Source organism: Tardiphaga sp. P9-11, from assembly GCF_008329525.1.
Lineage (GTDB): Bacteria > Pseudomonadota > Alphaproteobacteria > Rhizobiales > Xanthobacteraceae > Tardiphaga.
Map to the genome: position 1 here is coordinate 234,175 of NZ_NPKQ01000003.1, position 22,263 is coordinate 256,437.

Here is a 22,263-nt window from a genome sequence, read left to right on the forward strand (position 1 = left end):
GTGAATATCCTGTTGCTATCGAGCGAATATGCTCCCGCACGCGGCGGGATAGGCACTTATGCCCGTGAGATCGCCTTGGCTGCAACGCAGCTCGGCGCGCGGGTAACGCTGGTCGCTCCCGATTACGCACAGGATATGTCAGCCGATGATCGCGCCATGCCCTTCGCAATCCACCGCTTCAGCGGAGGATTGCATTCGGCGCGCGATCTGCCCGCCAAGATCATGCTGACGCGCAACCGTATCGGTACGGCTTCGTTCGATGTGGTGCATGCCGCCGACTGGCCGTTCTTTATTCCGATAGCGCTGGCCCGCGGGCGCACGCCGGCGCGGATGCTGATGACCGTGCACGGTACGGAGATCAATGAGACGCAGACGCCGCTGAAGCGGCTGGCGATCCGCTGCAGTGGCGTGTTCGGGCCACGCACCGAGGTTGCTGCCAATAGCAACTTTACACGCGACCTGTTCCGCAAACGATTCGCGATCGATGAACGCCGCATCCATGCCATTCGCCTTGGCGTCTCGGATTTCTGGTCCGGCCGGCGCAGCGATCGCGCCGCCACACGTGCGATCTATGACATTGCGCCCGACCGGATCGTCATGGTCACCGTGGCGCGGCTCACGCGACGCAAGGGACATCACCTCACGCTCGCTGCGCTCGCACAGCTTCCTGACGAACTGCGTCGGCGCGTCACCTGGCTGGTCATCGGTCCGCACGGGGAGGCGGACTATGTCGACGAGCTTCGCGGCATGATCGCAGCCTCGAACTGCGACGTCAGACTGCTGGGCGCGCTATCGAATGAGGAAATTCGGGACATCTACGGTGCGGCGGACTTCTTTTGTCTGACCGGCGTGCCGGATTCGTCTGGCCGTGTCGAAGGCTTCGGTCTCGTCTATCTCGAGGCCGGTGCTACAGGCCTGCCGAGCGTCGCGAGCAATATCGGCGGAGTGCCCGATGCGGTACTCGGCGGCCAGTCAGGCCTTCTGGTCGCTCCCCGGGTCGATATGATCGCCAGCGTGATCCGGCAACTGGCCGAGGACGACGCGCTGCGGGCGCGCCTCGGCTCCGGTGCCGCCGCCCATGCGCAAGATCTGTCGTGGGAACGCTGCGCCGCAGAAACCTATGGCCTGAAGCGACCATCGCCATCGAGGGATGCCTTGCAGACTGGACCGGAGCTGAGAGCATCGGCATGAGACAACTTGCTGCCATCATCACACTGCTCGTGCTCACCGCAGGTGCTGCGCAGGCCGACAACTGCAACAAGAGCCGGGAGTATCTGCTCGGCGGCCTTGCCGGCGATCTCACCATGCCGCCCCAGGCCTATGAAGGCCTGTTCAAGGTCTGCACCGCGACGGTGGCGATGCCGAACGTCAAAGACGCCTACATCCTGAAAGATGGCGGCATCGCGGTAATTCCGAAGCAGGACACGATACCCGCCACCGCTGCGACGCTGTCGCGATTCTGCGACGCCAATCCCAGAGCCACGCTGCGGTTCATCTCCCGCAAGGAACTACTGCTGATAAAATCAACATCAAGCGTCGTGCAGATGTCGTCGGACGCCGCAACATCGTGTAAGAAGATCAAGGGTATCACCTGAGCCAGAGGGGAATGCCGCCATGCTGAAGCGCATCTTTCGCTCATCGTCCGAAACATTCCGGACCCGCTCGCCGGAACGCGACCGCATCACCGATGAACGGCTGGTTCTTGCCATTGCAGCGACCATCGACTCCGGCCTGCGCAGCGCAGAATACGAGCATGACGGCCTGAAGCGCCGGCTGGAAGACGTCATTTCCATTGCCGCAATTGTCGGCGGTAACGAGATCGAGGACGTCAACAGCCAGTCGGACCCGCGGGCGGAACTCCTGCAAAAATCGGACGACGAGATCCGCATCGGCGAAGCACGGCTGCGGACGCTCGAAAACAATATCGAGCATTTCAGATCGCTGAAGCGGGACCTGAGACGGCGCTTCCCGGGCATCAATCTCGATGCGGCCGAGCAAACGTCGAAATAGCGGTTTCCCGCCGATCAAGAGCAGCCTACCAAGATTCGGCCGATCAGCACGCCTCGCTAATCCGTGCGTGGCCACGCCCCCCTTCAGGGCGATCGATGCTTCGTAGCCGAGTTCGATGCGATCAGGCATACTGATCGTGTAAATGCTATCCCTCACCTCGTCGCCCGCCGCCATCCGTACCGTGAGCGGTTGGGCATGACCGAATCCCGCCCCAAGGCTTCGCCAAGGGGATCGACCGGAGTATCCGCATCCATGACTGATCGCGCCGACGCCATTGCCGCTAGGATCGAGACCTTCATCCGCGCCGAAGTCATCCCCTATGAGAGAGATCCGCGGACAAGTGCTCACGGCCCGAGCGACGAACTGGTGCAGGAGCTGCGCGACAAGGCCCGCGAGGCTGGCGTGTTGACGCCGCATATTCTCGCAGATGGGTCGCATCTAACGCAGCGCGAAACGGCAAAGGCCCTGATCAAATCCGGTCTTTCGCCGCTGGGTCCGCTTGCCTGCAACACGATGGCGCCCGATGAGGGCAATATGTATCTGCTCGGCAAGGTCGGCACCGCCGAACAGAAGACGCGTTTTCTGGAGCCGCTGGTGTCGGGCAAAGCTCGCTCGGCGTTCTTCATGACCGAGCCGGCCGATGCCGGCGGCGCGGGCTCCGATCCGTCGATGATGCAGACCACCTGCAGGCTCGACGGCAATCACTGGGTGATCAACGGGCGGAAGAAGTTCATCACCGGCGCCGAAGGCGCCAAGGTCGGCATCGTGATGGCGAAGTCCGACGACGGCGCCTGCATGTTCCTCGTCGACCTGCCCGATCCTGCCATCCGTACGCTGCGCGTGCTGGATACGATCGACAATTCGATGCCCGGCGGCCATGCAGAGATCGAGATCGAAAATCTGCGTATCCCCGCAGACCAGATGCTTGGCGCGTCAGGCGACGGCTTCAAATACGCACAGATACGCCTCAGCCCAGCGCGCCTGTCGCATTGCATGCGCTGGCTGGGTCTTACGATCCGCGCCAACGAGATCGCGACAGACTATGCCTGTCGCCGCCATGCATTCGGAAAGGCCCTGATCGATCACGAAGGCGTCGGCTTCATGCTGGCGGAAAACCTGATCGACATCAAACAATCGGAACTGATGATCGACTGGTGCGCTGATGTGCTCGATACCGGCTCGCTCGGCACGGCCGAAAGTTCGATGGCCAAGGTGGCCGTGTCGGAAGCACTGATGAGGATCGCCGACCGTTGCGTGCAGGTGATGGGCGGTACCGGCGTTTCCGGCGAAACAATCGTCGAACAGGCCTTCCGCGAGATCCGCGCGTTTCGCATCTACGACGGCCCGACCGAAGTCCACAAATGGTCGCTCGCCAAGAAGATCAAGCGCGATTGGAAGAGCGGACAGATCGCCTGAATCATCGAAAGTACTTTATTTCAAAGGAAAGATGGCGCGGCAGCAGGCGGCCACCGCAGACGTCTACGATGTCGTCCCTTGACTACGGAGGGAAGCACAGCGGTTCATTCGCCGCAGATGCCTGCGCACAGCATCGTCATCATCACGGTGCCGCTAAATTTGGATGGCCATTTCATTGACGAACGAACGCCACCGTCGGATATTCGTGACACACATTATGCACTTCGGAATGCCTGCATGACCGCATATGAGACCACAGTAGTGAGCCAGTTGCGCAAGCGCGTGACCTGCCGCTGCGTGTCCGCGGCCGCCGGCCCGTGTTGTTGACTCCGGCGTAGCAGCTCACACCGAACATCCCATCACTCACCGATAGGATCGCTGCCTCGGCGGCGAACAGAACGCGCATGTCGAATGCTTATGTCATCGAAGTCTTCAATCGTACTGCCGGAATCGTCGTCGCCGAAGAGCGCGGATTTCGTTTCTTTTCATCAGAGCCTGCCTTCGACACGCTCGAAGGCGACCATTTCGGGTCGGCACGTGCAGCGGAGCGCGCGGCGAAGGCACTCTTGGATCAGCGAAGTCACAGGGCTGGCCAAACTCGTATCGCTACGGCTCGCTGAGTTCGAGACTGTCCTCGCCCGACCAGAATGACAATCAGCGCCGAACGAACAAAATTGCCTGGCGCAGGCGGCATGGAGAATATTGCTCCACGCCGGAACGCCCTGACGTGCTGATCATCATTATTTCCGGCGCGCGCTTGCGCAGACCAAGTTTATCGCTTTGGTTATACGCAAATGGCGCGTTGGAGAACGATGATGCGTGAACTATCGGCGGAAGCCCGGTTGCATAACCGTGCGCGCGCGTCGTCGAACCGCACGGCGGTGCGCCTGCACACGGCCGCCGTTTACGGCGCATTTGCGTTGATCGCAGCCATCGTGTTCGGCGCGACATCGGCACGCCCATTTTGACAGCGACACGGGACGGTGAGCCGCGCGCAAACATGCGGGCCATCGTCAGGGGACATCATGAGCGATCGTTCGGAGTTTCTTTGGTACATCCCGAATGATGTGAAGACAGGTCACCGCGGCGATGTCGTCGACGACAATCTCTATACCGCACCAGGAAAATTCGGCGCAGCCGGCGCCGGCACCACCTGGCTGGTCGGTTCGGCATCCGAAGTGGCCAGCTCTCTGCGGAAATACCGTGATCTCGGGATCGGGTATTTCATCCTGTCCGACACGCCCTATCTGGCGGAGATCGAGCGGCAAGGCCAAATGCTCCTGCCGTTGCTTCGGGATTGATTAGTAGGGCATCATCCGACTGATCTACGTATTCGTCAGCATTGAGGGCAGCTCCCGACAATCCGCCACGCAGATAAGTCACCACTATCAATACCGAGTTTGGGAAGCCGTTCAGATCCAGGCGGAGACGACGGCCGACGGACCTTCGTCTAACCCACCTCCCGGCGACCCGATGCCGCAGGGTTTTCCCCTTCCGTCATCTCTTCGTCACGGAACTGTCAGCGCAGCGTAACGCCAGCCCCCCAGAACACCGCCCATGGTCACCACAAAGGAGACAACCATGCGCAGCACATTCCTCTGCTCCGTCGCTTCACTCGTCATGCTCTCTTCCGCCGCTTTCGCGCAGTCGGAAGGTGAATTCCCCGCCAGGCTCGCCGGCCATGCCGTGCTGCCGGCTGCCTCGACCATTGACGCGCCCGCGGATGCGCCGAACGACCTGAAGACCTCAGGCAAGTACACCACCGGCAAGCGCGTCGACGCGCTCGGCACCGTGATGGGCAAGTCCTATGAGCGTCCCACCGGCATCTCGCTGCCGATGAAGGGCCAGCCGCTGCAGGGTCATTCCGGTATCAAGGTGATGCCCGATGGTTCGTTCTGGGTGCTGACCGACAATGGCGCCGGCTCGCGCTACAATTCGGCCGATTACATGATCTATCTGAATCATCACAAGATCGACTGGAAGAACGGCAAGGTCGAGCGTCAGGCCACCGTGTTCCTGCACGATCCCGACAAGAAGGTGCCGTTCCGCATCGTTCATGAAGACACCGCGAAGCGTTACCTGACCGGCGCCGATGTCGACACCGAAGGCTTCCAGATCGTCGGCGACAACTTCTGGATCGGCGAGGAATTCGGCCCCTACATCATCAAGGCCGACAAGACCGGCAAGGTGCTGGCCGTGTTCGACACCGTCGCCGACGGCAAGCCGGTTCGCTCGCCCGACCATTGGTCTGTGCAGTCGCCGGGCGCGCCGGGCGCCACCTACACCACGGTCAATCTGCGCCGCTCCAAGGGCTATGAAGGCTTCGCCTCCTCCAAGGATGGCAAGTTCCTCTACGGCCTGCTCGAAGGCCCCATCTGGGATGCCGAGAAGAAGGACTGGGAAAAGGTCGACGGCAAGGAAGCTTCGCGCATCCTGGAATTCGACGTCGCCAACGAGAAGTTCACCGGTCGCTACTGGCAGTACGTGTTCGAACAGAACGGCAATGCCATTGGCGACTTCAACATGATCACCGCCGACAACGGCCTGATCATCGAGCGTGACAACGGCGAAGGCACCAAGGACAAGGCCTGCGCCGACGGCAAGCGCGGTGAAGACTGCTTCCCGGATCTCGCCAAGTTCAAGAAGGTCTACAAGATCGAACTGAACGACGCCAATGTCGGCAAGCCCGTTCGCAAGATTGGTTTCATCGACCTGATGAAGATCCAGGACCCGAACAAGCTGGCCCGCAAGCCGCTGAATGACGGCGTGCTGACCTTCCCGTTCTTCACCATCGAGAACGTCGACCAGGTTGATGCCACCCACATCATCGTCGGCAACGACAACAACCTGCCGTTCTCGTCGAGCCGCGAGCCGAATAAGGCTGACGACAACGAGTTCGTGCTGCTCGAAGTCGCCGACTTCCTGAAGGCGAAGTAAGTAACGCGAGCAGGCATCAGCCTGAACGACGAAAGCCCTCCCGCAAGGGAGGGCTTTTTGCGTTCGAGCTTGATCTACTTTCCTCTCCCACAAGGGGGAGAGGGGAAGAAGAGCCTCTACGCCGCACGCACCTTGGTCAGGAACTCGTCCACCGCCGTCCGCAACATGCCGGACTGAGTGTCGAGCTCCCTGGCATTCGACAACACCTGCGAGGCCGCCGTCCCGGTCGCTTCCGCTGCGCTGCTGACGCCCCCGATATGTTCGCTGATCTCACTGGAGCCTGCCGCGACCGACTGAATGTTGCGCGCGATTTCCCGCGTGGCCTCGCCCTGCTCCTGGACGGCCGTGGAGATGCTGGTGGTGATCTCGCTCATCTGCGCGATGGTCCCCGTAATGGCGCTGATCGAGAGTACGGCTTCGCTGGTCGATGCCTGCATAGCTGCGACCTGGGCGGAGATCTCTTCGGTGGCCTTGGCGGTCTGGCTTGCCAGCGCCTTCACTTCCGAGGCGACGACCGCAAAGCCGCGGCCGGACTCGCCGGCGCGCGCCGCTTCGATGGTCGCATTCAGCGCGAGCAGATTGGTTTGGGAGGCGATGCTGTGGATCAACTGAACCACTTCGCCGATCTTCTCCGCGCCGCTGGACAGCAGCTGAACGGTCGCATTGGTGCGCTCCGCATCGCCGACTGCCTTGCTGGCAATTTGGCTCGACTGCGAGACCTGCCGCAAGACTTCGCTGACCGAAGCCGACAATTCCTCGGCAGCGGCTGCAACCGTGCTGACATTGTCCGACGACCGCTCCGACGCGGCTCCGACCGTCGATGCACGCGAACTCGCATCGCTGGCGGTCGCCGTCATGGATTGCGCGGTGGTCTGCATCCCTGCCGCCGCGGTCGATACCGAGCGGACAATCCCGTTGACGCTGCGTTCGAAATCATCGGCGATGCTCTCCATGGTCGAACGACGCTCGGCAGACGCGCGCGCCTGCGTCTCGGCTTCGATCTTGTCGAGCCCGCGGATCCGGACCGCATTGTCCTTGAAGACCTGAACGGTCGATGCCATCGCACCGATCTCATCGCCGCGCCCGGTCCCGGGAATGTCGTCTTCGAGCGCGCCATCGGCCAGCGTGCGCATCCGCGCACCGAGCTGACCGAGCGGGCGGTTGATGCTGCGACCGATCATCCAGGCGATGCCGCCCGCGACCGCACCAATAGCAAGGATCGCCAAACCGAGCGCCCAGACGATTGGCTTCAACCTGGCGTCGAGGTCTTCCAGATAGGCTCCGGCGCCCACATACATGTTCCATCCCGGGATCGCAGCGGCATAAGCAACCTTGCGCAGCGGCTCCGTCTGGCCAGGTTTGACGTAGTCGTAGAACATCGTGTGCTCGCCCTTGGCAGCAACACTGTCGCGCCACTCGCGACCGATCGCCTTGCCATTGGTCACCACATCGAGACGGTTCTGACCGATCTGCTTGGCATCCGGCGACAACACCGTCACGCCGTCCATCATGGAGCCGAACAGGTAGCCCGCGCCGTTGTCGTAGGTCATCGTGTTTGCACGACGACCGAATTCAGCCATCGCGGCTTCCTTGGTGAGCTGGCCGGCGTCGACTTGTTTTTGCAATCCGATCGCCACGCTGCGCGCGGCATCGACGAAGTGGCGAAGCTCCTCGATCCTTGAAGTCATCATTTCGCGCTGAACGAAATATCCCGCGAGAACGCCAGACGCGCACAGACCAAGCAACATGACACCCACCAGAATACCTAGCTTGGGCGTGATCGTCAGATTACTTATCTTCACAATGAGTTCTCCAAAAAAGTCGCGGGTGCAAATACCAATTGAGGAGAAGAATACCGAACAGACCTTTTTTGTTCTTTACAAACCAAAACCGCAAATCATCGAGCCTGTAATACTTGATGATGAGCAAAGATTGCAGCGCTACATGAGCTCGCTCTCCGCGAGAGAAGGGGAAAGGCCCTACGCTGCTCGAACCTTCGCGAGGAATTCATCCACCGCCTTGCGCAGGATGCTCGACTGGCCGTCCAGCTCCTTTGCATTCGACAGCACCATGCCTGCCGCCTGCCCCGTTGCTTCCGCCGCTGCGCTGACGCCGCCGATATGAGCGCTGACCTCGCTTGAGCCTGCGGCAACCGACTGGATGTTGCGCGCGATCTCCTGCGTGGCCGAACCTTGCTCTTCCACTGCCGCCGAGATCGTCGTGGTGATCTGGCTCATCTGCGCGATCGTGCCGGTGATGGCGTTGATCGAGTTGACAGCCTCCTGCGTCGACGCCTGCATCGCTGCAACCTGCGCGGAGATTTCCTCGGTCGCCTTGGCCGTCTGGCTCGCCAGTGCCTTCACTTCCGACGCGACGACCGCAAAGCCACGGCCGGATTCACCGGCGCGTGCCGCTTCAATGGTTGCGTTCAGCGCAAGCAGATTGGTCTGCGAGGCGATGTTGTGGATCAGCTGCACGACCTCGCCAATCTTCTCGGCGCCGCTGGAGAGCTGCTGCACCGTCGCATTGGTGCGCTCCGCATCGCCCACGGCCTTGCTGGCGATATCGCTCGAGGCTGCGACCTGACGCAGCACTTCGCTGACCGATGCCGATAGTTCTTCAGCCGCGGCGGCAACCGTGCTGACATTGTCAGATGAGCGCGCCGATGCCGCTCCGACCGTCGATGCGCGCGAGCTCGCGTCGCTGGCTGTCGCCGTCATCGACTGCGCGGTGCTCTGCATACCGGCCGCGGCGGTGGAGACGGAACGCACGATGCCGTTGACGCTGCGCTCGAAATCATCGGCGAGGCTTTCCATAGCCGCACGGCGTTCGGCAGCAACACGGGCCTGCGATTCCACCTCGATCTTGTCGAGCCCGCGGATGCGCACCGCGTTGTCCTTGAACACCTGAACCGTTGCGGCCATGGCACCGATCTCGTCGCCGCGGTCGACGTCGGGGATCGCTTCATCCAGCGCGCCATCGGCGAGACCGCGCATGCGCGCGCCGAGCCGGCGAAGTGGGATGGTGATGCTGCGGCCAATCATCCAGGCAAGCGCGCCGAGAATGACAATGACCGCGAGTGCCGCGATCATCACGGTGCGCGCACTCTCCCAGAGCTGTACCTGCAAGTCGTCGATATAGACGCCGGTACCGATGACCCAACCCCAGGGCTCGAAACCGACGACATAAGAGAGCTTCGGCTGCGGTGCGTCCTTGCCGGGTTTCGGCCAAAGATAATCGACGAAGCCGGCCTTCTGCTTCTTCACTACATCGGCGAATTCGACAAACAGCCGCTTGCCGTTCGGGTCCTTGTTGCCGGAGAGATCGCTGCCGTTCATCTCGGGCTTGATCGGATGCATCACCATCCGCGGCTGCAGGTCATTGATCCAAAAGTAATCGCCATTGCCGTAGCGCAGTTTGCCGATACGCGCCGCTGCGGTCTTGCGAGCGGCCTCGTCCGACACGCCGCTACGCTGGATCGTCGCGTATTCTTCCTGCGCGATGCCGAGCGCCAGCTCCGTAAGATGGGTCAGTTCGCTCTGGCGCTGCTGCTTGAGGGAGTCGCCGAGGGTGTTCAGCTGCATCCAGGCCAGCCCGGCGAGGCCAAGAAAGCTCAAGCCAATGATGCTGTAGAGGCGAAGGCCGATCGAAATTTTCAAACGATTCATGGGAAGTATCCCTGTAAGGCGCGCTAAAATAAGCGAGTCACCATCGCAGGGTGTAGTTTCGAGTTCGTGAAGTGGTGTGTAGTTCCGTTTTTGCAACCGCGGTTATAGGTTACCTCGAATGCATCAAAAGTCGCGCTACAGGTAGCTGCGCACCACTACAAACTATCATTGTGCAGATTTAAGTTTGGTGGTGCAGCGATACGACGCAGCGGCCGAAACTCAATAGTTCAGGCAAGTCCCAGCCCTGTAGCTCCCCGAGCGCAGCTAAGCCGCGCTCGGGGAAGGATTTGACTCAGGCTGCTCTCACCTTGGCGAGGAATTCATCCACGGCGGTGCGCAGCATGCCGGACTGGCTCTCCAGCTCCTTTGCATTCGACAGCACCTGTGACGCCGCCGAGCCGGTGGCCTCGGCTGCGCTGCTGACGCCGCCGATATGATTGCTGATCTCATTCGCGCCGGCCGACACCGACTGAATGTTGCGCGCGATTTCCTGCGTCGCCGTGCCCTGCTGCTCCACCGCCACAGAGATCGTGTTGGTGATCTGGCTCATCTGGGCGATGGTACCGGTGATGGCGCCGATCGATGCAACGGCCTCGCTGGTCGATGCCTGCATGGCGGCAACCTGCGCCGAGATTTCCTCGGTGGCCTTGGCGGTCTGACTGGCCAGCGCCTTCACTTCGGAGGCCACCACCGCGAAGCCGCGACCCGACTCGCCGGCGCGTGCGGCCTCGATGGTCGCGTTGAGCGCCAGGAGATTGGTCTGCGACGCAATGCTGTGGATCAGCTGTACCACCTCGCCGATCTTCTCAGCGCCGCTCGACAGTATCTGAACGGTGGCATTGGTGCGTTCGGCATCGCCCACCGCCTTGCTGGCGATCTCGCTGGAGGCCGATACCTGGCGCAGCACTTCACCGACTGACGCTGACAATTCCTCCGCAGCAGCCGCAACCGTGCTGACATTATCGGACGAGCGCGTCGAAGCCGCGCTGACCGTTGCGGCGCGCGAGCTTGCATCGCTCGCCGTTGCCGTCATCGACTGCGCGGTGCTCTGCATGCCGACCGCGGCGGTCGAGACCGAGCGGACGATACCCGTCACGCTGCGCTCGAAATCCGTGGCCATGGCTTCCATGGCGGCGCGACGCTCCGCGGCGATGCGGCCCTGCGCGTCCGCCTCGACCTGTTCGAGCGCGCGGATCCGCAATGCGTTGTCCTTGAACACCTGAACCGTCTTGGCCATCGCGCCGACTTCGTCGCCGCGGCCGACGCCCGGAATTTCCTCATCCAGCGCACCCTTGGCGAGCGACTCCATGCGCGATCCCAGCATGCCGAGCGGCCTGGTGATGCTGCGGCCGATCAGCCACGCGATGGCACCCGCCACTGCGGCAATGGCCAGCATGGCCAGACCGAGCGCCCAGATGATCGGCTTCAGATGGGCGTCGAGGTCATCGAGATAGGCGCCGGTGGCAATGAACATGTTCCAGCCGGGCAATGCCGCCGCATAGCCCATCTTGCGCGACGGGACCTGCTCATTGGGCTTCTGGAATTCATAGGTGAGAATCTTTGAGCCGTTGGCTGCGACGCCATCGCGAAATTCACGCGTGATCGCCACGCCGCTGACCTTGACGTCCAGCCGGTTGGATCCTGCCTTGAAACCCGGCAGATGAACCACATCGCCGTCCATCGTGTAGATGAAGAGGTAATTGCCGTTGTCATAGGTCATCGGTTCGATGCGGCGCACCAGCTCGGCGGTGGCGGCGTCCCTGGTGAGCTTGCCCGCAGCGACGTCCTTCTGGATGCTGGCCGCCACGTTGGTTCCGATTTCAACGATCGACTTCAGCTGCTCGGTTCGCGCGGAGAGCATCTCACTCTTGACCATATAGGCGGCCAGGATGCCCGCGGCGCAGAGGCCGATCATGGTGACGGCCACCAGAACGATGAGCTTGTACGTAATACGGATATTGGCGAGCTTCACGGCTGTATTCCCCCGAGCGTGCGATTTTCGATCGCTGATTCCTCGCGGCAAACTTACCGGGGTAGTGTTCCCAAATCCTTACACGCGCGGGCGGGGCAAACCTGCCGCGCCGACCTGAATGTGAACATTTTCCAAAAATGAAAAAATCCCCGCCTTTCGGGCGGGGATTTTGGCAATGTCAGTTCAGGCAGGAGATACTCAGAACGTCAGCGCCTTGGCCTGTTTCACCTGCGGCAACGCCTGCACCTTGCTCAGCACGTCGGCCGGCACAGCGCCGTCGATCTCCACCAGCGCGATGGCGTCACCGCCCTGTTCGTTGCGGCCGAGATGGAAGGTTGCGATGTTGACCTTGGCGTCGCCGAGCAGCGAGGCGAACTTCCCAATAAAGCCCGGCTTATCCTCGTTGGTGATATAGATCATCGACTTGCCGAATTCGGCATCGACGCGGATACCCTTGATATCAACCAGCCGCGGCTTGCCGTCATGATAGACCGTGCCGGAAACCGAGCGTTCCTGTCGTTCGGTGATGACGGCAACGGTGATCAGGCTTTCGTAATCGCTCTGCGCCGCGCGCACCACTTCATCGACCACCATGCCGCGCTCCTTGGCGACGGCCGGCGCGGAGACGACGTTGACGTCGCCGAGCATCGGCCGCAGCAATCCGCTCAATGCTGCAGAGGTCAGGGCCTTGATCTTCATTTCGGCCACCGCGCCTTCATAGGTGATCTGCACCTTGGCAATGCCGGTCTCGGTGAGCTGGCCCGCGAACGAGCCGAGCTTCTCGGCGAGTTCGATGAACGGCTTTAGCTTCGGCGCTTCTTCCGCGGTGATCGACGGGAAGTTGACCGCGTTGGAGATCGCGCCCGACAGCAGATAGTCCGACATCTGCTCGGCGACCTGCAGCGCGACGTTCTCCTGCGCTTCGGTAGTCGATGCACCCAGATGCGGCGTGCAAATCACATTGGGATGACCGAACAGCACGTTCTTGGTGGCCGGCTCCTCGACGAACACATCGAAGGCAGCACCTGCGACATGCTTGCTATTCAGCGCATCGACCAGCGCCTGCTCGTCGACCAGACCGCCGCGGGCGCAATTGATGATGCGCACGCCGGGCTTCATCTTGGCGATCGCAGCGGCATCGATGATGTTCTTCGTCTTCTCGGTGAGCGGCGTGTGCAGCGTAATGAAATCGGCACGCTTGAGGAGGTCGTCGAGTTCGACCTTTTCGACGCCGATGTCCTTGGCGCGCTCCGGCGACAGGAACGGATCGAAGGCGATGACCTTCATGCGCAGGCCGAGCGCACGGTCGGCCACGATGGCGCCGATATTGCCGCAGCCGATCACGCCCAGCGTCTTGCCGGTGATCTCGACGCCCATGAAGCGGTTCTTCTCCCACTTGCCGGCCTGCGTGGAGGCATCGGCCTGCGGGATTTCGCGGGCGAGCGAGAGCATCAGCGTGATCGCATGTTCGGCGGTAGTGATCGAATTGCCGAACGGCGTGTTCATCACGATGATGCCCTTGGCAGTGGCCGCGGGAATTTCGACATTGTCGACGCCGATGCCGGCGCGGCCGATCACCTTCAGGCGCGTCGCCTTTTCGAGGATCTTCGCAGTGGCCTTGGTGGCCGAGCGGATGGCGAGGCCGTCATAGTTGCCGATGATCTCGGCGAGTTTGTCCTTGTCCTTGCCGAGGTTCGGCTGGAAGTCGACGTCGATGCCGCGATCCCGAAAGATCTGCACGGCGGCGGGAGAGAGAGCGTCGGAAATGAGAACTTTGGGGGCGGTCATGGAGTTGTTCCTGACATGAAATAGGATGAGGGCGCGGCAAACACAGCAGGTTCCTTCTCCCCGTTCTTACGGCGAGAAGGTCGGGATGAGGGGCCGCTTTCGGCCCGCAAACGCTGAGTTTGGTGAGACGGCATACCAGGCCCCTCACCCGGCGCTACGCGCCGACCTCTCCCCGCCGAGCGAAGCTTCGCCTGAGCGGGGGCGAGGTTAAGAAAGCAGCTACCTAAGCAGCCTTGGCGAGCGAAGCCTTGGTTTCGGCGAAGGCCCAGTCGATCCACTGCGTGAGAGTTTCGACGTCCTTGGCTTCGACCGTGGCACCGCACCAGATGCGCAGACCAGCCGGCGCATCGCGATAATGCGCGAAGTCGAAACCGGCATTTTCCTTCTCGACAGCCGCGACCAGCTTCTTGGCGAAGTCAGCCTGCGCGTCCGGCGACAGCGCGGTGATCGCGGGATCGATCACCTTCATACACACAGAGGTGTTGGAGCGGATCGCGGGATCGGCCGCGAGGAAGTCGATCCACGGTGTCTTCGCTTTCCAGTCGGCGAGCGCCTTGGTGTTGGCGTCCGCACGCGCGATCAGCGCCTTGAGGCCTCCGACCGATTTGGCCCAGCCGAGCGCATCGAGATAGTCTTCGACGCACAGCATCGACGGCGTATTAATGGTCTCGCCGACGAAGATGCCTTCGTTGAGCTTGCCGCCTTTGGTCATGCGGAAGATCTTCGGCAGCGGCCACGGCGGCGTATAGCTCTCCAGACGCGCCACGGCACGCGGCGACAGCACCAGCATGCCATGCGCGGCTTCGCCGCCCAGCGCCTTCTGCCAGGAGAAGGTGACGACATCGAGCTTCGCCCAGTCGAGCGGCTGCGCGAAGGCGGCCGATGTGGCGTCACAGATCGTCAGGCCTTCGCGATCGGCCTTGATCCAGTCGGCATTCGGCACGCGCACGCCCGAGGTCGTGCCGTTCCAGGTGAAGACGATGTCCGAATTCGGATCGGCCTTCGACAGGTCGGGGAGTTCGCCATAGCCGGCATGCAGCTTGGTGACGTCCTTGAGCTTGAGCTCCTTGACGATGTCCGAGACCCAGCCTTCGCCGAAGGATTCCCAGGCGATGGTGGTGACGGGACGCGGCCCGAGCAGCGACCACAGCGCCATCTCGACGGCGCCCGTATCCGATGCCGGCACGATACCGATGCGGTAATCGGCGGGCACTTCAAGCACTTCGCGCGTCAGGTCGATCGCGAGCTTGAGCTTATTCTTGCCGATCTTGGCGCGGTGCGAACGACCGAGAGCTGCGTCAGAGAGTTTTTCGGGGGTCCAGCCGGGGCGCTTGGCGCAGGGGCCGGAGGAGAAATGCGGCACATTGGGCCGCGAAGCGGGCTTCGCTGCAGTCATATTCTATCCTTCCAGATAGCTAGCCTCCCGTTGGGGGGAGGTGTCCCGCTGGCGTGGATATGGGAACCTCCCCTAAGCGTCAAGCGACTTCCGGGCTATCACGCGTGATTGATGCCGGGACGACATCGATCGCCGGCGCCTCGTGATCTCGGCCACAGACAGGGCATCACGCCGGTCAACGAAAAGGCCAGCGAGTGCAATCGCTGCCCTTGCGTTTGAGGTTGCGGCTCACTCTCTCTTGTGCGCGAAACGCCTATCGTCCGACTTTGCCTGGAAATCCCGGCGCAATCGGATTATCCCCGGCTAAACCGCTTGGCGAGGCGCCGGTGCCGATGCGTCCCGGCGTCGTCGTGTTGGGTGCGCCGGGCTGACTCGTACCACCGCCCATACCTGTCGTGCCGGACGGCGGAGGTAGAGTGACGGTCGGGCTTTGCATGCGCGTGACAGGGGCTCCAGTCACCCCATCCGTACCGGCCCCCTGAGCCAAAGCGAATGTAGTCGAGCTCAGAAGCGACATGGCAACGACGGCAAAGAGACTAAATCGGGACTGCATGGACGGCTCCATCTTGAATGACGGAGCCCAACCGCCGCCGCACATTGTCGTTCCATCCTGCACGGCATGGTGATCGCGCGTGGCCTAGAAGCGGAACGTCATGCCCACATGACTGTCAGCGAAACCGAGCCGTTTGTAGAATCGCTGGGCATCGACCCGGGTCTGATGCGTCAGCAGCTCGACGAGTTTGCATCCCCTCGCCTGTGCCTCGCCGATGGCCCATCGCACCAGCTGCTCGCCGATGCCCTGGCTGCGCAATGTCGTCAAGACGCGAACATCCTCGATGAGGGCACGCGAAGCGCCCTGCGAGCTCAAGCCCGGCAGGATGCAAAGCTGCAGGCATCCGACCACGCTGCCGTCGCCGCCTTCTGCAACCATCAACCGGATATTTGGGTCGTGCGCGACCTTGTCGAAGGCATCGTAATAGGATTGTGGCAGCGGATCCTCGATACGCTCGCGGCCACGGCCGAGTGCATCATCGGCCAGCATCGTCACAATTGCAGCGACGTCCTCGCGCTGCGCAGGCCGCAATACGATCTTCGTGTTCATACGAGGCCCAATGCCTTCTCACTGTCGGCGATCCAGCGCTTGACCGACGCGTAACCGTCAAGATGGAAGCCACCCTCATGGGCCACGCGCGTATAGGCTAGCAACGACACGTCGGCCAGCGAAACGAGATCTCCGACAAGGAAACGCGATGTCGTCAGATGATGCTCCATGCGCGCCAGCGCAAAATAACCGCGCTTGAGCTTCTCAGGATCGAGATCAGAAATTGTCTTGCCGAGATAGACGATCTGATAGCGGCACACCGCGATATAGGGCTCGTGGCTGTATTGTTCCCAGAAGAGCCATTCATCCATCTTGGCGGCGTCATAGGCATCGGTCGGGATCAGATCGCTGCCACAGGCGAGATAGCGGATGATGGCATTGGATTGGGAGAGCGGGCGACCGTCGTCGAGAACGATGACCGGCACCTGCCCGGCGCCGTTAAGCGCCAGGAATTCCGGCGTCCGGCTCGCGCCCTTGCTCGTATCGATATCAATCCACGTGTAGGGAAGTTTGAGGTGATCGCTCACCCACTTCACCTTCAGGCAATTTCCGGAATTCAGATCGCCGTAGATTTTCATGATGGCTGCCCCGCATCCTCAGAGACGGTAAGGCAGCATTCGTCAAACGACATGTCAACAAAGATCAAACTCGCGCCGAACGTACGCGACCTTGGCTGGTCAGAACTTGTAGCCGACCCCGGCTCGCACGGTGTTGATATTGGTATCAACCGATGACGTGAAGCGGACGTATTCCCATTCGGCGCGCGCGAACAATCCGCCGATCAGATTGATGTCAACGCCAAGGCCGGCAGAGTAGCCGTAGATGAGATGGCTGTATTGGCCTTCGGTCTTGCTGTAGTCGAACGGAATGTTCTGGAAGCCCGGCGCTGCGGCTACATTGACGGCGACCCCGTGAATGCGTGCTGACCGAACGATATCGGCCTGCCCAAGCGCGAGACCTCCGAACATGTAAGGCAAGAACGCTCCCACGGCATAGCCGGCGCGGGCGCGCAGCGTGCCCATATCCGTAATCGACATCTTCGCAGCGGCATCGTAGGTGACGCCATTGGTATAGCCGAGAGCATCAATGAAAGAGCGCCCCATCGAGCCGCTTGCGTCGCCGCCGAATTTGCCATGCAAGTAGCTCATTTCGACGCCAATCACGACGTCGTCCCACTGGCTGTTGTAACCGATAAAGCCACCCCAGCCCTCGCCGCGCTGCGACGCCTTGCCGAGCAGCGGCCATTGCGAGACCTGGCCGGCGGACTCCATTGCGAGACCGTCTAGCAGGCCTCCCGCCAGGGTCCGCGTTGCCCCAGAGAAGTTCATATCGGACTGTCCGATGCCGGCTTGGGCGCCGATATAGAAGCCATCCCAGTCGGATCGCCCCATTGTTCTGCCTTCAGAAAGCGAGCCGCGCAGAATTGGCAGGTCGGCTGCATGAGCCGCTGGCGCTGCGATCGAAAGCACTGCGGCAAAGATAAACTTACGCATCACGACAATTCCCCAACTCACCGAACTGTCCCGATCATCCGCTGTTAACCTTAATCATTGGTTGCGATGATACTACCCGCGCAAAACAAAACGGCGCGGGAAGCTCCCGCGCCGTTAAGATGTCTTAAGATAGTTGAGACGAGCAGCGCTCGTCTTAGCCCTTGCGGATCAACGGCGGCGGCGGCGCATAGGCCGGCGGGCTGTCGATATTCCAGCGCACACCGAGCTTCACGTCGTGCGAGGTAATGTCCTTGAAGGTGAAGGTATTGCCACGGGTCGCGCCCTGGAAATCAGTGAGTGCGCCAGTCACGCCATCACCGAGATTCATGTAGCTGTAGCCGAGTTCAACCGTCATGCCCGGATTGACCTTGTAAGCCAGACCGGTGTGCAGCGCCCAGGCGAAATTCCACTTCGAGGCGTTTGCCGCATAGGCAGTCGTCGGGCTGGTGCCGAAGGCGGGATTAAACGACACGCCCTGATCCACGAAGTTCGAGATCGTATTACGCGACATACCGACGCCGGCACCGACGAACGGGGTCACGCACCACCAGGTACCGAGATCGACATAGGCGTTGGCCATCACGACCCACTCGGACTTGCTGCCGCTATACGTGTCTGCGCCGAGCGGAACACCGTTGAACGACACTAGGTCGAGACCATGGAAATTCGCGCTACCACGATACTGGCCGGTGATGTCACCGCGGAACCAGTTGTTGAACTGATAGCCGACGCCGATCTGATAGATACCGCCGGTGTCGAAACCGAGCTTCTGCGACGGAATGGTAATACCCGGATCGCGATAGTTAGCGATGTCGAGATTTTTGACCTTCTGATTGCTGAAACCGATATCGCCACGCAGATACCAGCCACCGAAGTCTTCGACCGGCGGCGGCGCATACATCTGAGGCGGTGGAGCAATGGGCATGTCGGCGGCAAGAACGGCGGTCGACATCAGGGAAGCCGCGCCTGCGGCCAGAATGAATTTAACGCTACGCATTGGCTTCGTCCTTTTGGGCCAAAGAGGCAACTAATGGAGGCCTCACACTCGGAAACTCACAAACGGACGATGACACCAACTCCTTAAGCGGCGCTTAACCCTAACTTTTAAGGTTGATATTTGGTGACGGAAATGCACGCAAGTTCCATCACGCCGCTGCGTCGCCACAGTTACTAACAATGTCTTGCTATCAAAACGCGCTGCAATGCGCCGCGGCATCGTCAGGTGTTAACGAGGGCTTACCTGCCTGGAGCGAGCTATCAAAACGCCGAAGAGCCGCCTCACCCGATCAATATTCGGACAAGACGGCTCTTCATGTCGGCTCGGCAGTCGTTGCGCACCGGCGCTTTGGCCAGAGCGAACGAACAGAAATCTTAGGCCGCGGCTGCGTGGCCTAGCGCGTCAACGATGGAATCTACCACTTCCTCGACCATCACGCGGTCGTCGCCCTCTCCCATCACGCGGATGACCGGCTCCGTGCCCGACGGGCGGATCAGGAGACGACCGTGGCCGTTGAGGCGCTGTTCACCGGCAGCGATCGTGGACTTCACTTCTGCATCATCGAGCGGCTTGCCGCTGCGATAGCGCACATTCTTCAGGATCTGCGGCAGCGGATCGAACAAGTGGCAGACTTCCGACACCGGCCGACCGAGCTTGGTCACCACGGCCAGCACCTGCAGTGCGGCCACGAAACCGTCGCCTGTCGTCGCATGGTCCGACATGATGATATGGCCGGAGGGTTCTCCGCCGACATTGTAGCCGTGCTGCAGCATCTGCTCGAGCACATAGCGATCACCCACCGCGGTGCGGATGAGGTCGATGCCCTGCCCTTTCAGGAAGCGCTCCAGACCGAGATTTGACATCACGGTAGAGACAATGCCTGGCTTGGCGAGCCGCCCGTCTTCCTTCCAGCTCTGCGCGATAACGGCGAGCAACTGGTCGCCATCGACCAGATGGCCACGCTCGTCGACCATGATCAGCCGATCGGCGTCGCCGTCCAGCGCAATGCCGATATCGGCGCGCATCTCACGCACCTTGCGGCTCAGCGCTTCCGGCGCCGTCGATCCGCATTCCTTGTTGATGTTGAAACCGTCCGGCTCGACGCCGATGGAGATGACGTCCGCGCCCAGCTCCCACAGCGCTTCGGGTGCCACCTTATAGGCGGCGCCATGGGCGCAATCGATGACGACGCGCAAACCATCCAGGCTGAGATTTCGTGGCAGTGTGCGTTTGGCAAATTCGATGTAACGATCATGCACCCCGTCGATGCGGCGCGCCCGACCGAGGCTGGCGCTCTGCGACAGTCTCTTGTCGAGATTCTCGTCGAGCAATTCCTCGATCTGCTTCTCGACATCGTCCGACAGCTTGTAGCCGAGCGGTCCGAACAGCTTGATGCCGTTGTCCTCGAACAGATTGTGCGATGCGGAAATCATCACGCCGAGATCGGCGCGCATCGACTTGGTCAGCATCGCCACAGCGGGCGTCGGCATCGGCCCGACCAGCAAAACGTCCATGCCGACCGACGTGAAGCCTGCCACCATGGCATTTTCGATCATGTAGCCGGACAACCGCGTGTCTTTGCCAATCACGACACGATGGCGATGATCGCCGCGCTGAAACACCAAGCCTGCTGCCTGCCCGACCTTCAGTGCCAGTTCCGGCGTGATCAAACCATTGGCGCGGCCGCGAATGCCGTCTGTCCCGAAATATCTACGGCTCATGGTAACCCCCAATGCCTCGCGCCTTGCGCGAGGGCTCAAAACCCCGTCTCAGGCGACTCACCTATCGGCAGCGCCATACATGTGACGGACTTATAAGACTCCGGCCCCTAAAATCGGTTCAAAAAATATGATGAATCATTACCAAGGCCCGCAGCACGCGATCAACGACAAGCCCTTGATATTACTTATATACCGCTCCGTTTATGTAACACCTTCGGTGGAAGGCCGGCTGACGGAACCCAGCCAGCTCAGCCCTTTCGCTTGATATGCGCATCCGCCTTTGAATGGGCAGGCTGGGTCACACTGACCGGATCGGAGCCCGGAAAAGTCTCTTCCAGCCCTTCGTCCAGCGCAACTTCCAGCTGTCGCTTTTCTTCGTCCTTGGCTGCCTTGCCGGCCCCATGGGCCACCGGATTTGTCGCTGGATTTGTCTTGGAGCCGGACATCCTGCCCTCCTTCAATTTCGACGACATCCCGATGACAAGGATGATATGGCGGACCGCCTAACCATGCTAGATGACACCGAAACAAGCAAATACAAGCAAAGACAAGAACGGCTGGGACACCTCATGAAGCATATCACCTGCATCGAAGATCTACGTCTTGAGCACAAGCGCAACGTGCCAAAAGCGTTCTTCGATTATGTCGACCATGGCTCCTATAGCGAAGACACGTTCCGCGCCAATACCGCCGACCTGCAGAAGCTGAAATTCCGCCAGCGTATTCTGGTCGACATTGCCAATCGCGACACCTCGACAACCATCCTCGGCGAAAAGGCCACCATGCCGCTGATCTGCGCGCCGGTCGGCTCAACCGGCTTGCAATATGGCGACGGCGAAATTCACGCCTGCCGGGCGGCGCAGGCGGCGGGCATCCCCTACACGCTCTCGACGATGTCGATCAATTCGATCGAAGACCTCGCCGAGAATGTCGAGAAACCGTTCTGGTTTCAGCTCTATGTCATGAAGGATCGCGGCTTCATCAAGGAGTTGATCGAGCGCGCCATCAAGGCGAAGTGCAGCGCGCTGGTACTGACGGTCGATCTGCAGGTGATCGGTCAGCGCCATGCCGACATCAAGAATGGCCTGTCGGTACCGCCTCAGATTTTAAATGTGAAGAACCTGATCGATTTCATGAGCAAGCCCGGCTGGCTGATGCGCACGCTGAAAGCCAAGCGGCGCAACTTCGGCAACATTGCCGGCTTCGTGAAGAACACGAACGATCTCGGCTCTGTGGCGGAGTGGACGGCATCGCAATTCGATGCGTCGCTGAACTGGAAGGACCTCGACTGGATCCGCAGCATCTGGCCCGGCAAGATCGTGATCAAGGGCATTCACGATATCGAGGATGCCCGCGAGGCCGTGAAGGTCGGCGCGCACGCGATGGTCGTCTCCAACCATGGTGGACGTCAGCTCGACGGCGCGCCGTCGTCGATCTCGGTCCTGCCGGGGATCGTCGATGCGGTCGGCTCGGAGATCGAGGTGATGTTCGACAGCGGCATCCGCTCCGGCCAGGACGTGATGCGCGCGCTCGCGCTCGGCGCTAAGTCCTGCATGATTGGCCGCGCGTATATTTACGGTCTCGGCGCCTATGGCGGCCCGGGCGTGACCAAGGCGCTGGACATCCTGCGTAACGAACTTAGCGTGACCATGGGCCTGTGCGGCGTGAATTCAATCGCCGAGATCGACAAGCACGTGCTGGTGGGGTGAGACCGTAAAATGTGGGGCGGATTTACCGAAGGCGTAATCCGCCGCCACACCAGC

The 22,263-nt window shown here is 61.0% G+C and carries 19 protein-coding genes and 1 pseudogene; 9 read left to right on the forward strand and 11 right to left on the reverse strand.

Annotated elements, in window-relative coordinates:
- The 8 genes and pseudogenes from CIW50_RS13780 to CIW50_RS13810 all read left to right on the forward strand — a co-directional run bounded on the left by CIW50_RS13780 (window position 1) and on the right by CIW50_RS13810 (window position 6,363).
- Window positions 1-1,191 carry a glycosyltransferase family 4 protein gene (locus CIW50_RS13780; protein ID WP_149531811.1) on the forward strand — a complete coding sequence of 397 codons (1,191 nt, stop codon included), beginning with the start codon at window positions 1-3 and terminating at the stop codon, window positions 1,189-1,191.
- Entirely contained in the window at window positions 1,188-1,595 is a 408-nt protein-coding gene (locus tag CIW50_RS13785) for a hypothetical protein (RefSeq protein WP_172980326.1), read from the forward strand. The genes CIW50_RS13780 and CIW50_RS13785 overlap by 4 nt, the downstream gene beginning before the upstream one ends.
- 19 nt (window positions 1,596-1,614) lie before the next feature.
- Entirely contained in the window at window positions 1,615-2,010 is a 396-nt protein-coding gene (locus tag CIW50_RS13790; RefSeq protein WP_149531812.1) for a hypothetical protein, read from the forward strand.
- Window positions 2,011-2,262: 252 nt separating this feature from the next.
- A complete protein-coding gene (locus CIW50_RS13795; RefSeq protein ID WP_149531813.1) occupies window positions 2,263-3,426 on the forward strand; it encodes an acyl-CoA dehydrogenase family protein in 1,164 nt (387 codons plus the stop codon).
- 404 nt (window positions 3,427-3,830) lie between these two features.
- Window positions 3,831-4,046 (forward strand): hypothetical protein, encoded by a 216-nt coding sequence (locus CIW50_RS13800; protein ID WP_149531814.1) that lies wholly within the window; start codon window positions 3,831-3,833, stop codon window positions 4,044-4,046.
- A 195-nt stretch (window positions 4,047-4,241) separates the two neighbouring features.
- Window positions 4,242-4,394 (forward strand): hypothetical protein, encoded by a 153-nt coding sequence (locus tag CIW50_RS29050; RefSeq protein WP_172980327.1) that lies wholly within the window; start codon window positions 4,242-4,244, stop codon window positions 4,392-4,394.
- A gap of 114 nt (window positions 4,395-4,508) precedes the next feature.
- Window positions 4,509-4,727 (forward strand): annotated as a pseudogene (locus CIW50_RS13805) (LLM class flavin-dependent oxidoreductase); the annotation flags it as partial.
- A gap of 280 nt (window positions 4,728-5,007) precedes the next feature.
- The gene (locus CIW50_RS13810; protein WP_149531815.1) at window positions 5,008-6,363 is read left to right on the forward strand and encodes an esterase-like activity of phytase family protein; all 1,356 of its coding nucleotides are present in this window, start codon (window positions 5,008-5,010) and stop codon (window positions 6,361-6,363) included.
- A gap of 116 nt (window positions 6,364-6,479) precedes the next feature.
- On the opposite strand, the gene CIW50_RS13815 is transcribed toward CIW50_RS13810, so the two are convergent.
- The 11 genes from CIW50_RS13815 to CIW50_RS13870 all read right to left on the reverse strand — a co-directional run bounded on the left by CIW50_RS13815 (window position 6,480) and on the right by CIW50_RS13870 (window position 20,946).
- Entirely contained in the window at window positions 6,480-8,165 is a 1,686-nt protein-coding gene (locus CIW50_RS13815) for a methyl-accepting chemotaxis protein (protein WP_172980328.1), read from the reverse strand.
- A 177-nt stretch (window positions 8,166-8,342) separates the two neighbouring features.
- Window positions 8,343-10,031: a cache domain-containing protein gene (locus CIW50_RS13820; protein WP_089261690.1), complete on the reverse strand. Its 1,689-nt coding sequence runs from the start codon at window positions 10,029-10,031 to the stop codon at window positions 8,343-8,345.
- A gap of 292 nt (window positions 10,032-10,323) precedes the next feature.
- On the reverse strand, window positions 10,324-12,003 hold the full coding sequence (locus CIW50_RS13825) for a methyl-accepting chemotaxis protein (protein ID WP_153280259.1): 1,680 nt from the start codon (window positions 12,001-12,003) through the stop codon (window positions 10,324-10,326).
- Window positions 12,004-12,201: 198 nt separating this feature from the next.
- Window positions 12,202-13,791 (reverse strand): phosphoglycerate dehydrogenase, encoded by a 1,590-nt coding sequence (gene serA, locus CIW50_RS13830; protein ID WP_149531816.1) that lies wholly within the window; start codon window positions 13,789-13,791, stop codon window positions 12,202-12,204.
- Window positions 13,792-14,014: 223 nt separating this feature from the next.
- Complete coding sequence (locus tag CIW50_RS13835) at window positions 14,015-15,187, reverse strand: phosphoserine transaminase (RefSeq protein WP_149531817.1); 1,173 nt, start codon at window positions 15,185-15,187, stop codon at window positions 14,015-14,017.
- Window positions 15,188-15,824: 637 nt separating this feature from the next.
- Entirely contained in the window at window positions 15,825-16,289 is a 465-nt protein-coding gene (locus CIW50_RS13845) for a GNAT family N-acetyltransferase (protein WP_149531819.1), read from the reverse strand.
- On the reverse strand, window positions 16,286-16,867 hold the full coding sequence (locus CIW50_RS13850; protein WP_149531820.1) for a glutathione S-transferase family protein: 582 nt from the start codon (window positions 16,865-16,867) through the stop codon (window positions 16,286-16,288). Before CIW50_RS13850 ends, CIW50_RS13845 begins: the two co-directional genes overlap by 4 nt.
- 99 nt (window positions 16,868-16,966) lie before the next feature.
- Window positions 16,967-17,782, reverse strand: a complete 816-nt coding sequence (locus CIW50_RS13855) for an outer membrane protein (RefSeq protein ID WP_149531821.1) — start codon at window positions 17,780-17,782, stop codon at window positions 16,967-16,969.
- Between the two features lie 154 nt (window positions 17,783-17,936).
- Window positions 17,937-18,779 carry an outer membrane protein gene (locus CIW50_RS13860; protein ID WP_149531822.1) on the reverse strand — a complete coding sequence of 281 codons (843 nt, stop codon included), beginning with the start codon at window positions 18,777-18,779 and terminating at the stop codon, window positions 17,937-17,939.
- 374 nt (window positions 18,780-19,153) lie between these two features.
- On the reverse strand, window positions 19,154-20,500 hold the full coding sequence (gene glmM / locus CIW50_RS13865; protein WP_149531823.1) for a phosphoglucosamine mutase: 1,347 nt from the start codon (window positions 20,498-20,500) through the stop codon (window positions 19,154-19,156).
- Between the two features lie 248 nt (window positions 20,501-20,748).
- Window positions 20,749-20,946, reverse strand: a complete 198-nt coding sequence (locus tag CIW50_RS13870; RefSeq protein WP_149531824.1) for a hypothetical protein — start codon at window positions 20,944-20,946, stop codon at window positions 20,749-20,751.
- Between the two features lie 123 nt (window positions 20,947-21,069).
- Here CIW50_RS13870 and CIW50_RS13875 point away from each other — a divergent pair, with 123 nt between their 5' ends.
- The gene (locus CIW50_RS13875; protein ID WP_149531825.1) at window positions 21,070-22,209 is read left to right on the forward strand and encodes an alpha-hydroxy acid oxidase; all 1,140 of its coding nucleotides are present in this window, start codon (window positions 21,070-21,072) and stop codon (window positions 22,207-22,209) included.
- The last annotated feature ends 54 nt before the right edge of the window (window positions 22,210-22,263 follow it).